The organism is Craurococcus roseus, from assembly GCF_039523795.1.
GTDB classification, from domain to species: Bacteria; Pseudomonadota; Alphaproteobacteria; order Acetobacterales; family Acetobacteraceae; genus Craurococcus; species Craurococcus roseus.
On sequence record NZ_BAAAFZ010000012.1, the window covers coordinates 33,945 to 48,954 of the forward strand.

Below are 15,010 nucleotides of genomic sequence, written 5' to 3' on the forward strand. Positions count from 1 at the left end.
GCAGCGGCGGCGACCCGGCGGGCGAAGGCGGTGCGGCTCCAGTGCCGTTCGGTGTTCTTGTAGCCCACCAAGCAGTGGATGGAGACGGTGCGCTGGAGTTCGCCGTGCTCCAGCACCACCGCGTCGTCCAGCGCCGCCAGGGGCTCGCGGCCGTGATCGGCGAGCAGGCCGGCGAAGGCCCGCGTCAGCATGCCGGGGCCGGTGGACAGCCACAGGATGTCGTTGTCGCCCCTGTTGATGGCTTCGACGGCCGAACGGAGCGCGCGCCCGATCAGCGGGTGGCCGGGCACCGCGCCGATGAGGTTGTTGCCGATGGTGCCGATATCCTCCTGGTAAAGCACCAAGCCCGCGCCCGGGAAGCGCAAATCCTCCAGATCGCCGACCAATCGGTCATCCGCGTCGGCGTAGTATCCGCCTTGCGAGTAGAGGTAGGCGAGCCGGAAGATGTCGGCCTTCTGCGCCGGCTGGCGGGAGCGGCGGTAGGCGGCCTGCACCTCGGCGGGGTGGAAGCGGACGAGGAAGGCGCGGGCCCGCGCGTCGTCGAAGCGCCTCAGGTCGTAGCGGGGGTACAGCTTGCCCCAGCTCCCCATGACGCGGGCGAGGTCGGGCGGGGGGCCGGCGTCGTCGTCCCAGTACTGCGCGAAGACGCGCGGGATGCGCGCCGGCGCCGCGGCCGCCGGCCTTGTCCCGAGGCGGCCCGACTGCCGCAGGGCGGTGAACAGGGCGATGGCGGCGGGCGTGTAGTCGGGGAAGCGCGCCACCAGCGACAGCAGCGGCGCGACGCGCTCCTCCGGCGCGAGCCCCTTCAAGGCGAGGAGCCCGTCCAGGGCCTGCCGGTCCAGCACGAACTCGTCGAGGAGCTGGCCGAGGTGCGTCTGCGAAATGTTGCTGGAGCGGCCTTGCAGCTTGGCGGCCGAGGAGTCCAGCCGCGACACCGCCCGCAACTGTTCCCGCGCGCCCTCGATGTCGAGCGCCAGCAGCCGCGTCTGCGCCAGGCAGATGCGCGGCCAGCCGTCGTCCTCGTTCAGTTCGATGGAGCGCGCGTAGTTCTCCTGCGCCTCGTCGAAGCGCCAGCGGTCGGCGGCCTCCAGGCCCAGCAGCAGGTGGACGCGGGCGCGGTCGAAGGTGTTGCCCACCGGGGCTTCGCCGATGCGTTCGGCGAAGTCGCCCGGCCCGCCGCGCAGCCGCTCCAGGCTGGCGCGCTCGAACCAGATGCCGAAGTGGCGCGGCCAGGTCCGCCCGGCCCGCTCCACGACGGCGAGGGCGCCGGGCCAGTCGCCGGTGCGGCGGAACAGTTCGGAGCGCTTCGCGGCGAACTCCGGCTTCGCGCCGAGGCGCGCCTCGCCCTCGTCGAGCGTGCGCAGCGCGGCGTCCAGCTCCCCAAGCTCGACGAGGGTCTGCCCCGCGGCCACGTAGGCCCACGCCGACGGCCGCGACGTCGCCATCGCCCGGCGGAACATGTCCAGCGCTTCGCCCCGCTTGTCCGCCAGACGGAAGTGTTCCCCGAGCCGCTGCAAGGTTTCGGCGCTGTCGCCGTCGAGCTCGAGCGCCCGGAAGAGCAGGCGCTCGGACGCTTCCGGCCGGCCGAGGCGGCGTTCTTCGATGGCCATTTCGACCAGGGGCCGGGGGCTGTCCGGCTTCTGCTCGGAGGCGCGGGCAAAGGCCCGGAGCGCGGCGTCCCGCCGGCCCGCCCGGCGCTCGGTGTGGCCCAGGCTGATCCAGCCCTCGACGTGGCCCGGGTCCCGCGCGAGCACGGCTTTGGCGGCCTCCGTCGCGGCGCCCAAATCGCCAAGGTTCCGCAGGGCGTCGGCCAAGGCCAAGCGCGGGCCCGGGGCGTCGGGCCGGGCCTGCGCCGCGCGGTCGAACCAAGCCGCCGCGGCGGCGCGGTCCGCCCTGGCGTTCGCGGTGTGTCCAAGCGCGACCAGGGCGCCCACATGCCCGGGGTCGTCCTCCAGGACGGCGCGGCAGGCCTCGTCCGCCTCGTCGTGGCGGCCGAGGTCGCGCAGCGCGTCGGCCAGGGCCGTGCGCACCCAGGGCGCGGGCGGCTTCCGTTCGAGCGCGGCCTGGAACAAGGGCAGCGCGCCGGCCGCGTCGCCGCGGCGCCGGAGCGAGCGCCCGAGCGCCACCAGCGCGCCCGGGTGCCCCGGGTGCTCGGCCAGCATGGCGCGACAGGCCTCGTCCGCCTCGTCGTGGCGGTTGAGATCGCGGAGCGTGTCGGCCACGGACATGAGTGCCCAGGCCTCGCGGGGCCTTTGCTGGAGCGCGTCCCGGAAGAGGGCGAGCGCGGCCTCGTGGTCGCCGGCGGCGCGGGCGGCGGTGCCCTGCTTCATGAGGTCGGCGAAGCCCGCCGGCTTGCTCGCGGGCGGCGCCGCGGCGTCGGCCGCTGGGTCATGCGCCCGGTCCGGCGCGGGGGGCGTTGCTGGATGGCCGGATGGTGCGGCTTTCCCGGTCCCCGCTGGTCCGCCGGCGCGAGCCGCCGCGAACTTTGCGGGCGACGGCAGCGGCGTCGCGCAGCGCAAGGAGAAGTTGGTGCCCGCTATCCTTACCCAGAGGCGCGTGTCGCCGGCGACGCCTCGTGCGGCCAAGCCCGCTTGTATGTCACCGGGAGCGAAGCTGAAGCCCACGTCGGATCGGTCGAAGCCCGGCCGCCGGATACCGTCGCGCCGCAGGTTGGCCGTCGTGCTCGCGACGACGGCCGCGTCCGCGCAGAGTTCTATATGGAGGGCACGTCCCGGGTCCGACAGGTCGGCAGCCCAACCCCTGATCCCGAGTCGTGGATCGCCGCCGTCGAGGTAGCCGCGGAGCTGGACAGGGCTATCGTCCGAGAGATCGGCCGAGAGCAACTGGGTGTCCATCATCGCGGAACGGCTTTGGCTATCCTCGCGCGCCACGGCGATCCGCGACGGTGGTGGTACGCAGCTTCATGGCCGAGGCGCCAAGGTCGCCTATGCACAGGCCGCACCACAAGCATCGCTCAATCCGCAACGGATCATACTGCAGATCGCGATTCATGGTGCCGTTTCCATTTTTGATGTGACGTACCGTGCAGAGCAGAACGGCTCCGAGGCTGTCCCAAGTATCGAGGTTGCGGAACGCGCTGCCCGGATCGAGCAGTGAGGGGTAATTCGTCACCACGTCGGGGTCGTCCACTCGAAGGCGGAGCGGCGAGCCTGTAGAGCGTCCCGGCCTGCCCCGCCGGCGCTACGACAACCAAGTCCAGCGCAGTCTCGGCGCGGGATTGGGCACCGCAACCATGAACGAGAAGGACCAAGCCGCGCAAAGCCCAGTGTCCTGCGCGGCTTGGATCGAACTCACGAACGGGCATACCGCCACCATGGTTGTCGGCGACTTACGTTCAGCATCCTCACTGGTCGCCTCTTTTCAGGACCTTGGCGATCCCGGCCGATGTTAGACGATCGCGGCGTCGAACCAGCCCGGCAGCTTGAACATGATTTCGGGGCGGACGTTCTGCGGGAGCCGGTAAGCCCTATGGATGATCTCGGTGCCGGCCGTCAGCGCCGCGACCTCGTTGCTGAAATGGAAGTCTGCATCTTCTTGGACAGGCCAAGTGTCATAGTTCAGGAATTTTCGCACCGTATCTGGGTACTCGGCTTTGTGGTGGGTGCGCTGTTCGTTCGCCCATTCGATGCTCCTGGTCGTGTGCAGCCTCGTCAGGTTCTGACAAACGTCCATCCAGCGCGTGTGCAGCAGGTACAAGCCACCGAAGCTGACCGGGGCGGTGCTGCCGTGGAACCCACCAGTCCAGCCTATCGACTTACGGCAGATCAGCGTCTTGCACATGGGCGCCACGAACTGCACGTGTCGGCGCTGTGCGAGTATCGGACGCGACGCGTCGTAGGGGTCCTCAACGGAAATCTTATGTACTAGGTTCAAACCATAAGCGGTGTAGAAATCGCGCTGATCACGGGCGAGGAACTCGCGTAAGCTTGCGAACTTGCGCGGATCGGCAATCAAAAGCTCATCGGCGTCTGTGTAAAGCACCACGTCGAACTCACGCAGCAACGTTCTTGCGAGATCCGTGATGAAGTTTGCCCGCTTCCCGTCGTCGAAGGGCGAGCGCGGCAGGCGGATGACAGAAGCGTTGTAGTCGATATTGGTTGTCGATCCATCGTCACTGCCATGGTCGACCACCATACAGCACCCGCCGCCAAGTTGTTTCGTGTAGTGCCTGATCCAGACCGGAAGGTTGAAGCTTTCGTTGTAAACGTTAGTGATGGCACAGACTTTCATGCCGGTATCGCTCACTTATAAAGTCCTGGAGGAGGGCCGGTCGCGCGCGTTCCGGCGGCGGTTCAGCCTGATTGTCCTTTTTGTGGCTGGGGATCGCTCGCTGCTAGGCAGCGAGCGCGGCCGATTGAGGGATGGATGCCGGTCCGGCTGCCAAGGCGAGGAGTTGGCCTGAGGGTTTGAGGCCGAGCGCTTCAATGATGCCGCAGTAGGTCGCCGCCGTTTGCGCCCTGTTTTCGTCGAATGCCTTGCCGTCGAAGCCGCTCTGGGCGAACAGTTCTTGGAGGGAGTAGCGACTCTCGATGTACTTACGAACGTCCAGGTGCGGTACCCGAAGTTGCTGAGCCAACTCGCGCGTCCGCGTGTCGTGCGTGATGCAAAGGCCCGGAAGGCCGGCTGTCACGCTCATGACCGTGCCGTGTATCCGTGTGTTGACGGAGGCCGAAAAGCGCCTGAGGTACTGCAGCCAGCCATCAACCGAGTCCGGCGCGTAGAGGTGCGTGGACAGGAAGTTGGTGAACGCCTCTTGGTCCGCACCGAAACCCATGAACTTCGTGCATTGCGCCAAGTACCTATTCTCCTCGTCGTTCAACGGCTCGCCCAACGCGGCTTTGATGAACTCGACAGGGCGCTGAACCACGTAGCTGGATCCTGGGTTCAGCCGGGCCAAGCGGACCAGTTCGCGTTCGACGCTTTGGAGGCTGTGCTTCACGCAGGAGGCGTGGATTGCGAGCGGCCCGGCCGAGAGCGCTGAGATGCGCCGGGCGAGCTCGCGCCCGAGATCATGGCGCGGATTGATGAGGATCGAAGGGCAGCCCAGAACAGTGGTGCGGGTGATGCCGAGCTGTTCGCAGACGCGGGCCGTGAACTCGCCCCTGACGCAAATCGTCGGCGTGCGTGCGGATACTTCCTTCAAAAAGTCGATCACGCCTTGCTTGACTTGCGGCGGCCGATCCTCGGACTCGGCTTGGGCCCCGATGCCAAGCAGGAAAACCGGGCGGTCGAGACCGCGCACGAGCTCGGCCAGTTGCGAGAGGTCGGCGCTTTCGTTGATGAAGTTGGCGGCGGGAATGACCAGCGCCGACACGTCCGCGGGAACCTGGTTCGGCTTGGTGTGCCAGCCCACCAAGTGAAGCTCGGCATCGAACAACAGCCGTGCCCCGTACCAGAACGCCAAGTTGCCGATGTTGAGACCGGTTTGGCGCATCAGCGCGTCGGAGTTGATGCGCCAAGGCTGCGGGACCGCGCCCACATTTTCTGCTAGGTAAGCAACCTTCATCTCACGCCTCCTTGGCGGCGAGTGCAACTTCAGGGAACCACCGCCGCGTGTGCGTCCACGCGTTCAGCAGCGTGACGTGGAACCGCCACATCCTGTCCGGCGTCACCTGCGATTGTCGCTCCAGGTGGTATAGCCGCACGCCGCGGTCCACCGCGCAGCGCAGGCCCTTGCGGCGGATGCGCAGGCACAGGTCGGTGTCTTCGAAATCGCCGATGGCGAAGTCCTCGTCGAAGCCGCCGAGCTCGCGCGCCAAGTCGGCGCGCAGCACCATGCAGGCGCCGGTGACCGCTTCCGCTTCCGCCAAGGCCGGCGCCGCTCCGCGCGGCAGCCGCCCTTTGCCGGGGTGCATCGGGAACGGCCAGTCGCCGAACTGCGGCAGGCGCTCGAAGGCCATCCCGTCGTGCTGCACCGTGCCGTCCTCGAACAGCAGCCGGGCGCCGACGACGCCGAGCGACGGGTCGGCGCGCAGGCCCTCCACCATCCGGTCGAGCCAGCCCGGCCCGTCCGGCATCACGTCCGAGTTCAGGAAGCAGACGAACTCGCCGCGGGCGTGCGCCAAGCCGACGTTGTTGGCCGGCCCGTAGCCGAGGTTCTCTTCCAGGGCGACGACGCGGAAGGGCACGCCGAAGCGCCGGTGCGCCGAGTGCGCGAGGTCGAGCAGCTCCTGCTTCCGCGCCGGCTCGTCGAGCACGTAGATGAGCTCGTGCGCGGCGAAGTCGTCCTGCGCGGACAGGAGCGCGAGCTGGTACAGCACGAAGTCCATGCGCCCGTAGAGCGGCACGATGGCGGAGCAGACGGGTTCGGGGTTGGGCTCGCCGAATTGCACGACCGCGCGCGGCCGGGGCCCCGCCAGCCGGGCGCGGTTGATGGCGACCAGGGGCGGGCCGAGCACGCGGTCGAAGGCCGGTGCGATCTCGTCCTGGGCGAGCCGGACGCTTTCCAGCACGCGCTTGACGGCCGCGTTCCCGCGGAGCTTGGGCGCGGGCAAGCCCTTGTAGCCGACCTCGCCGCCCTTCAGCTCCACCTCGACGTGGAGCGGCGCGGCGCTCTCCCCCATGCAGGCGGGCGCGTAGGCCACGAAGCCGCAGCGCGGGTCCGTCACGCCCAAGCGGGCGCCGACATCCTCCACCACGTCGGGCCGCGCCGTGCGCAGCCAGCGCTCCGACAGGGGCTCCGAGGCGAGCGCGCCGGAACGGACCCGGACGGCGGCGACGCTTTCCGTCGGGTCCAGCATCCAACCGACCAGCGCCAGGCCGTCGGGCGGCGCGAGGACGGTTTCGTCCACCTCGAATTGCACCGGGACCGGCAGGTCCGCCAAGGTGTCGTGGCCGAGGTAGGGCCGCCGCGACAGCAGCCCGAGCAGGCGGGAGCGCTGCCCGCCTTCCGCCGCCAGCAGCAGTTGGCGGGCGCGGGGCAGCAGCTCGGATTCGCGCAGGTGCACCAGCGGACGGTTGGCGGGCAGGCGCAGGCGGCGCTCGCCCACCCGCACCTCCAGCCCCCGGAAGTTGCCCACCGCCCGCCCGGGCACCTTGAGGAACGCGACCAGGCCCGTCCCGGCGCCGCCGAGGTCCGGCCGCTCGTGCCAGCAAGTGAACGCCTCGGCCGTGACCCGCGCCTGCTCGAAGTGGGCGGCGACCGCCCCGTCCCCGTCGCCCCAACGCTCGGCGGACCAGCCGCAGAAGAGCCAACCGCCGGCCGCGGCCGCGTAGCCGAAGAAGTCCACGAAGCCGTCTTGGGTCTGCGCGGCCGGGGCCTCCGCCGGGCCGGGGCGGGGGGCGGCGGCCGCGTCCATCCGTGTCGCGTGCGGGGGCGCCATGCGTCAGACCGCCAGCAGCGCGCCGGAGTGGTGGCGCACGGTGAAGGTCCCGCCCTCGCCCGCGATGAAGCGGGACGGGCCGAGCCGCGACGGCGCGCAGCAGGCGGTGATGGCCGCCGCCCCTTCGGGGGCGCGCAGCCGGTGCATGGTGCCTGGCCCCACGAGCACCAGGTCCAGCGGACCGATCTCCACGTGCTCCACCGACAGCGCGTGCTGCAGGGCGACCTCCACGCCGGCGGCGGCGCCGGCCACCAGCCAGCGCGAGCGGCCGCCCGCCGTGAACTCCGGCAGCTTGTGGCTGTCGCGCGCGACGTCGAGCAGCACCGGCTCGTTGCCGATGCAGGCGACCACCGCGACGCATTCGGCCGGGGACGGCAACGCCTCGATCGCGCTCGGCTGGACGAAGGCGCCGCCGCCGCCGCCGCGGGTGAGCGCCGCGCGGTAGATGACCGGGTTGTCGTCCAGCGCCGCGCGGAGGACGCGGAGGGCGACGTCGCGGAACACGACGCCGGGCAGCGCGCCCAGCAGCCGGTGCGCGGCCTGATCCGACCGCGGGTCGAGCGGGCGCCCGCCCTCGAGCGAGTCGACGAGCGCCAGATCGGCGGCACCGAAACCGGTCGGCGCGAGGGCGCTCTTCAACACCACGTAGCCGTCGCCGACTATCGACCTGAGCGCGGGAACGAGGTCGGCGGGCGTCGCGCCCGAGGCGACCCGCCCGGCGAGCAGCCGCGGGGCGTCCGTTCGGTCGGTCCACAGGCCCCCGAAGACGCTGCGGTGCCTCCCCGCCCCCGGGGAGCGCGCGTGCAAAGCCCGGAAGTACTCGCCGAAGCCGGTCAGGTTGGTGCGCGGCAGTTCCACGTCGCCGCCTTGCGGCCGGATCGACACGAACGGCAGCGCCTCGGGGTCCAACGCGTCGTAGAAGGCGATCCGGAAACCGCAACGGCCGTCGCCGAGCCCGGCGGAAGCGAGGTCCGGGCGCGAGAGGTCCGCCGGGGCGTCGCCGATGACGCGGCCGTCGAGCATGGCTTGCACGACCACGGGGAGGCCCCGGTCGCCGTCGAAGATCCAGCCCGAAGCGCCTTCGACGTCGAGGCTGTCGACCGATCCGCGCAAGCTCATGCGATTGCTTCCTCTTGGGGTGCCGCGGCAGGCCGGCGCGACTCGAGAAGCCTGCTGTAGAGGCGTCGCGTCGCCCGCGTGGTTTCGCGGAGCGACGGCGGTGTGGCCATGGTCGCCTGCAGCGCCGCCAGCCTTTCCGGCTGCGCGGCGAGGCGCTTGAGGAGCGCGGCGAGCGCGTGCGCGGAGCCGGCGCGGAAATGGAAGCCGTCCAACCCGTCACGCACCTTCTCCGCCATGCCGCCGATGTCGGAGCAGACGACCGGGCGCCGGTTGAGAAGCGCCTCCTGGATGACCAGGGGCGAGTTCTCCCACCAGACGGAGGGGACGAGCACGGCGTGCGCCGACCGCATCAGTTCGTGCACGCGCGCGTTTTCGTAGGGTCCGCAGTGGCGGAGGTTCGCCGGCGTGTCCTCGAGGCGCTTCTCGAAAGCCGCGCGGAATTCCGGGGGCTGGCCCGAATAGTCGCCATGCACCTCGATGCGCAGGCCGGCGACCCCGTCCTTCTCCAGCAACGCCGCGGCGTCGAACAGGACGTCGATGCCTTTCAGGCGCGAGATCTGGCCGAAAAAGGCGAACACCACCTCGTCGCCGGGGGCGGGCGGCGGCGACAGGGCGTCGGGGCCCGCTTCGGGCATCCCGTTCTCGATCACGGAGACGGTCGCCGGATCGAGGCCCCACGCGACGTAGCGCTCGGCCAGGAACCGGCTCGGGGAGACGAAGTGGTCGACCAAGCGGAAGAAGCGTTTGATGTAGAGTTCGCGCAGGAAGAAGTCCTGCTCGGAGCGCTCGGGGAAGCACCGGGCGCAATCCCGCGGGCCGGAGCGCTCGCACAGGCCGAAACCCGGGCGCTTCACCATTTGGCCGAAGTGGTTGCAGATGGCCAGGTACTCGTGGAGCGTCAGCACGATCCGCGCGTCGGGCAGAGCGCGGCGGATGCCCAGCAAGGCCTCGACGCCGAAGTTCGTGTAGTGGTGCAGGTGCACCACGTCCGGCCGTAGCTCTTCGAGCAAAGCTCCCAGCTCGGCGGGGAACTCCGGATCGGGGTTCGCATGGATCCAATGGTCGAAGCCCGTGCCGGTGTAGACGAACTCGTCTTGGCCGAAGGGCTGCTGGAGGCGCGCGCCCAGCCGCTCCGGGAAGCGGCCGCCGCTCGCGGCGAGGAACCAAGCCTTGACGCCCGGCTCCTCCCTCAAAGCGCCGTAAAGCTGGTAGGCCGCGATCTCGGCGCCGCCGCGCGAGGCCTTGGGGTGCATGTGCGACAGCACGAGCACGCGCGCTGGCGCTCGCCGCGCCCTTGCCGCTTGGCGCATGACGCCAGGAACCCGAATCACTTCCGGGACGGCCGGTGCGGCGGGGGCACTTTCGAGTTCCATGTCGCTGGTCGCGCCGCTCACGCCACGGCCGATCGATGGGTGAGGGTCCGTCCGAGGCCGATCCCGCCGACGGGCAGACCGGCGGCTGGACGGGGCGTCTCGGGCGAAGGGGGTTGTGGGCGCGCAGACGCCGTTGCGCTGGCCAGCCCTTGGGTGGCTTGCGCACGCTGGGCCACGACACCCTGAACCACAACCCTTGGGAGCATCGGGCGACCCCTGCTAACTCCGCTGCGTATACCCAGGGATCGAGACACACACAATCGTTAAGTCACATTATCAGGAGATCATAATCCATTATTCCGCACTCGTCACTGAGTCGGGATAGCTACTTTATCGGACTCGCAACATACGAGGGCAGCAGAATAAGGAATACCACCGCTGTTCCGACACAATACTACCGGAACCGGCAAGCTTGCCGTTTCGGAATCGCTGAAGTTTTGTTTACTGGACGTTATTATTTCGATACTCGATCTTCCTGCCGCGGTTCCAACTCCGAGACGCGCAGGAAAGAACGGAAAAGATGGTCGAGCTGGTCAGAAACGATCTCGAGTTCATCCTGAGGCAGATCAAGATCGCCGAAGCGCACTCGGGCGGCACGCCGTTGACGGCAATCCGCGTCGACGCCCAGGGCAACGTCGTGACCGACTCCGGCGCGCCGTCCACGCCGGCGATCCCGGCTAACCTCTCCCCCTATGGGCTGCGGACCATCGACGGCAGCTACAACAACCTCGTGGAAGGCCGCGAGCAGTGGGGCGCCGCGGACAACCCATTCCCGCGCATCACGCAGCCCGACTACCGCAACGAGGGCGATGACGCGATGCCGCCGGGCTACGTGCCAGGCAACAACAACGACTACGGCACGCCGGGGAATGTGGTCGACGCCGATCCCCGGATCATATCCAACCTAATCGTTGACCAAACCCTGGAAAACCCGGCGGCGATCTACGCGGCGTTGACACACACCGGCGTGACGGGCGCGGCGCTGACACAGGCGCTGAACGAAATCAGGGCCGCCTACGCCGCGGTGAAGGCCGCGACGACCGAAGAAGCCAGGGCCAGCGCTCAAGCCGCGCTCAACGCCTCCCTCGGCGAACACGGCGTGGAGATGGACGGCAAGAGCGTCATCATCCCGAACGTGGCGCCGGACGAGGGCCTGTCGGCGCCATACAATGGCTGGTTCACCCTATTCGGCCAGTTCTTCGACCATGGTCTCGACCTGGTGAACAAGAACGGCGGAACGGTCTTCATCCCGCTCGCCGCGGACGACCCGCTCTACAACCCGGCCAGCCCGCAGACCAACTTCATGGCGCTGACCCGGACCACCGGGAACGGCGAGAACACCGTCACCCCTTGGGTCGACCAGAACCAGACCTACACCTCGCACGCCTCGCACCAGATGTTCCTGCGCGAGTACGCGATGGTGGACGGCAAGCCGCTGGCCACCGGCAAGCTGCTCGAAGGGGACCGCGGCCTCGCCACCTGGGCCGACGTGAAGCAGCAGGCCCGTGAGATGCTCGGCATCGACCTGACCGACGCCGACCTGGGCAACATCCCGCTCTTCGCGGTCGACCAGTACGGCGAGTTCATCCGCGGGCCGAACGGCTTCCCGCAGCTCGTGGTCGGCCTCGGCGCTGACGGCAAGTTCGGCGGCGGCGACGACGTGCTCGTCGAAGGCAACCCCGCGGCCCCGGTCAACCCGGCCGCGGTCGGCGCCTTCCGCACCGGCCACGCCTTCCTCGACGACATCGCCCATGCCGCGAAAACGGTGAACGACCGCGGGCAGAAGATGTACGCGGACCACGACGACGCCCCGGGCCTGGGCGTCACCCTGATCGACAACCCGAACTACGACCCGCTCCTGCCGGTGAGCAGCGCCAACCCGCTGAAGGTCGGCGTCAACCCCGAGTTCAACCCCAACCAGCCGGTCAGCGCCACGAATCCGCAGTACCTCTCGGCCAGCCGCTTCTACGACGACGAGTTGCTCGACGCGCACTACGTCACGGGCGACGGCCGCGGCAACGAGAACATCGGCCTCTCGGCGGTCCACCACATCTTCCACTCGGAGCACAACCGCACGGTCGAGCAGGTCAAGGTCCGGGCCGTCGAGTCCGGCGACCTCGCCTTCCTCAACGAGTGGCTCCTGGTGGACCTGCCGGCCGGCGCCGCGCTGCCGCCGGCGGGCGACGCCGAGGCCATTAAGGCCTTCGCCGCCACCCTTTCCTGGGACGGCGAGCGCCTGTTCCAAGCGGCGCGCTTCACGACCGAGATGCAGTACCAGCACCTCGTGTTCGAAGAGTTCGCCCGCAAGGTCCAGCCGGACGTGGACGCCTTCGTCTTCAACCCGTCGGTCGACATCAACCCGGCCATCTTCGCCGAGTTCGCCCACGTCGTGTACCGCTTCGGCCATTCCATGCTGAACCAGCAGGTCGCAGCCACCGGCGCCGACGGCAGCGACCAGGGGATGGACCTGTTCCAGGCCTTCTTGAACCCCCTCGCCTTCGGGTCGGGCACGGTCAGCCACGAGGTCGCGGCCGGCGCCATCATCCGCGGCATGACCAGCCAGGTCGGCAACGAGATCGACGAGTTCGTCACCGACGTGCTGCGCAACCAGCTCGTCGGCATCCCGCTCGACCTCGCGGCGCTGAACATCGCCCGCGGCCGCGAAACCGGCATCCCGTCGCTGAACGAGGCCCGCGCCCAGTTCAAGAGCGCCGCGAACGGCGACACCCAGCTCGACCCTTACACGAGCTGGCTCGACTTCGCGCTGAACCTCAAGAACCCGGCATCCATCGTCAACTTCGTCGCGGCCTACGGCACGCACGCCACCATCACGGGCGCCGCCACCGTCGAGGCCAAGCGCGAAGCGGCGATGAAGCTGGTCTTCGGCGACCCCTCGCTGAACGAGGCCGACCGCCAAGCCTTCCTCAACGGCACGGGCCTCTACGCGGACAAGCTGGGCGGCCTCGACGACGTCGACCTCTGGGTGGGCGGCCTGGCCGAGAAGAAGATGGCGTTCGGCGGGATGCTGGGCTCTACCTTCTCCTTCATCTTCGAGCTCCAGCTCGAGAACCTGCAGAACGCCGACCGCTTCTACTACCTCTCGCGCGTCCAGGGCCTGAACCTGCTCAACGAGCTGGAGAACAACTCGCTGGCCAAGATGGTGCTCAACAACACCGATCTCGGCGAGACGGGCTATGCCCTCCCCGGCGACATCTTCTCGGTGCCCGACCACGTCGTGTACCTCGACCGCGCCCAGCAGGCGAGGTTCGGGCACGTCGACCCGCAGCACGACAACCCGTTCCTCGAGGCCGTCTCCAAGATGGTCGAGCGAAGGGACACCAACGGCGACGGGGTCGACGAGTACGTCCGCATCAACAGCAACGACCACTTCCTGATCCAGGGCACCGACGGCGACGACCACATCATCGCCGGCGGCGGCGACGACAGCGTTTGGGCGCGCAAGGGCAACGACCGCATCGAGGCAGGCTACGGCGTGGACAAGATCCACGGCGGCCAGGGCGACGACATCATCACCAACTCCGGCACCGACATCGGCGAAACCGACATGCTGCACGGCGAGGAGGGCAACGACGCCATCCACGGCGGCAGCGGCCTCGCGCTGATCTTCGGCAACCAGGGCCACGACTACATCGTCACCGGCCCGGACGGCAAAGAGGCCTTCGGCGGCACCGGGAACGACTTCATCCTGGGCGGCGAGGGCGCCGACTTCCTGCTCGGCAACGAGGGCGACGACTGGATCGAGGGCGGCGGCGGCTTCGACGGCATCGCCGGCGACAACTCCGAACTGCTCTTCAACTCGCCCATCATCGGCCACGACGTGATGTTCGCCGGCGCGGACGAGCAGGACTTCGACGCGGAGTCCGGCGACGACATCATGGTCCAGGGCGAAAGCGTCATGCGCAACGAGGGCATGTTCGGCTTCGACTGGGCCATCCACAAGGGGAACCGGGAGGCGGCCGACTCCGACCTGCTCACCCGCATCTTCACCACCGACGAGGCGGACATCCTCCGGGACCGCTTCGACCAAGTGGAGGCGCTGTCAGGCTGGGAGAAGAACGACGTCCTCAGGGGCGACAACCGCACCAATGTCGGGCCTGGGGACGGCGAAGTCGATCCGGACACCGGCTTGGTTGAGGGTCGCCTCGACAACAACGAGCTGTCGCACGCCGGCGTCGACCGCATCGCTGGCCTGCGCGCCCTCCTGGGCGACATGATCGCGGCGGCGCCCACGGCGCCGGGCGCCGACCTGGAGAGGGCCGTGGCCTTCGACGCCGGCAACATCCTGCTCGGCGGCGGCGGCAGCGACACGATCGAGGGCCGCGGCGGCAACGACCTCATCGACGGCGACGCTTGGCTCAACGTGCGCATCCGGGTGCGCGATGCCAGCGGGAACGAAATCGGTTCGGCCGAAGGCATGACCGGCGCGGTCATCGGCAGCGGCGGAACCGCCCTTTACGGCGGCAAGTCCCTCACCGCGTTGATCTTCGACCGGACGATCAACCCCGGCCAGATCTCCATCGCCCGCGAGATCCTGAAGGACGATGGCGCCGACGACACCGACGTCGCCGTGTTCCGCGGCAACCGGTCCGAATACACGATCACAAGCCTCGGCGACGGGTCGTTCAGGGTGGTCCACGCCAACCCGGTGCAGCCCGGTAGCGTCTTCGACGACGGCACAGACACGCTTCGAAACGTCGAACGGGCGAGGTTCGCCGACCAGACCGTCATCTTGAACACCCCGGCCAGCGGCAGCCCGATCATCAGCGACGCCACCCCGACAGAGGGCCAAGCGCTGACGGCCTCGGTGGCCGGCATCTCCGACGTGGACGGGCTGCCCCCGCTCAGCGGCTTCCGGTATCAGTGGCAATCGCTCAATGGCGCCACCTGGACGGACATCGCCGGCGCGACCGGCGCGTCCTTCACGCCGCTCCAGGCCCAGGTCAACCACCAGCTCCGGGCCGTGGTCAGGTTCACCGATGGCGGGGCCACCACCGAGACCTTGATCTCCGCGGCAACGGCGGTCGTGGGCGACCTCTTCAATGGCGGCGTCGGCAACGACAACCCCACTTTGACGGCCGGGGCCGACAAAGCCTTCGGCGACGGCGGCGCCGACACGCTGCTGGGCGGGGCCGGGGACGACACGCTGGACGGCGG

8 protein-coding genes are annotated in these 15,010 nt (G+C 69.1%); 2 read left to right on the forward strand and 6 right to left on the reverse strand.

Annotated features, from left to right (window positions below; translation table 11 throughout):
- On the reverse strand, positions 1-2,330 hold a 2,330-nt coding region (locus tag ABD067_RS06790; protein ID WP_343894445.1), incomplete at its 3' end, for a tetratricopeptide repeat protein.
- A gap of 517 nt (positions 2,331-2,847) precedes the next feature.
- Between ABD067_RS06790 and ABD067_RS06795 the strand changes: the two genes are divergently transcribed.
- Positions 2,848-3,117, forward strand: coding sequence for a hypothetical protein (locus ABD067_RS06795; protein WP_343894446.1), 270 nt, complete (start codon positions 2,848-2,850; stop codon positions 3,115-3,117).
- A 291-nt stretch (positions 3,118-3,408) separates the two neighbouring features.
- Here the strand turns inward: ABD067_RS06795 and ABD067_RS06800 are convergent, their stop codons facing one another.
- The 5 genes from ABD067_RS06800 to ABD067_RS06820 all read right to left on the reverse strand — a co-directional run bounded on the left by ABD067_RS06800 (position 3,409) and on the right by ABD067_RS06820 (position 9,733).
- The gene (locus tag ABD067_RS06800; RefSeq protein ID WP_343894447.1) at positions 3,409-4,266 is read right to left on the reverse strand and encodes a glycosyltransferase family 2 protein; all 858 of its coding nucleotides are present in this window, start codon (positions 4,264-4,266) and stop codon (positions 3,409-3,411) included.
- A gap of 88 nt (positions 4,267-4,354) precedes the next feature.
- Positions 4,355-5,527 (reverse strand): polysaccharide pyruvyl transferase family protein, encoded by a 1,173-nt coding sequence (locus ABD067_RS06805; protein ID WP_343894448.1) that lies wholly within the window; start codon positions 5,525-5,527, stop codon positions 4,355-4,357.
- 1 nt (position 5,528) lies between these two features.
- On the reverse strand, positions 5,529-7,343 hold the full coding sequence (locus ABD067_RS06810) for a glycosyltransferase (RefSeq protein ID WP_343894449.1): 1,815 nt from the start codon (positions 7,341-7,343) through the stop codon (positions 5,529-5,531).
- A gap of 3 nt (positions 7,344-7,346) precedes the next feature.
- Positions 7,347-8,462, reverse strand: a complete 1,116-nt coding sequence (locus ABD067_RS06815) for a hypothetical protein (protein ID WP_343894450.1) — start codon at positions 8,460-8,462, stop codon at positions 7,347-7,349.
- Positions 8,459-9,733 carry a glycosyltransferase gene (locus ABD067_RS06820; protein WP_343894451.1) on the reverse strand — a complete coding sequence of 425 codons (1,275 nt, stop codon included), beginning with the start codon at positions 9,731-9,733 and terminating at the stop codon, positions 8,459-8,461. Before ABD067_RS06820 ends, ABD067_RS06815 begins: the two co-directional genes overlap by 4 nt.
- Before the next feature lie 622 nt (positions 9,734-10,355).
- On the opposite strand from ABD067_RS06820, the gene ABD067_RS06825 reads away from it, so the two are divergent.
- On the forward strand, positions 10,356-15,010 hold a 4,655-nt coding region (locus tag ABD067_RS06825), incomplete at its 3' end, for a peroxidase family protein (RefSeq protein ID WP_343894452.1).

Coding starts and splice junctions, on each gene's coding strand:
- ABD067_RS06805 (WP_343894448.1), bottom strand. CDS start 5,527: ATGAAGGTTGCTTACCTAGCAGAAAATGTGGGCGCGGTCCCGCAGCCT.
- ABD067_RS06810 (WP_343894449.1), bottom strand. CDS start 7,343: ATGGCGCCCCCGCACGCGACACGGATGGACGCGGCCGCCGCCCCCCGC.
- ABD067_RS06815 (WP_343894450.1), bottom strand. CDS start 8,462: ATGAGCTTGCGCGGATCGGTCGACAGCCTCGACGTCGAAGGCGCTTCG.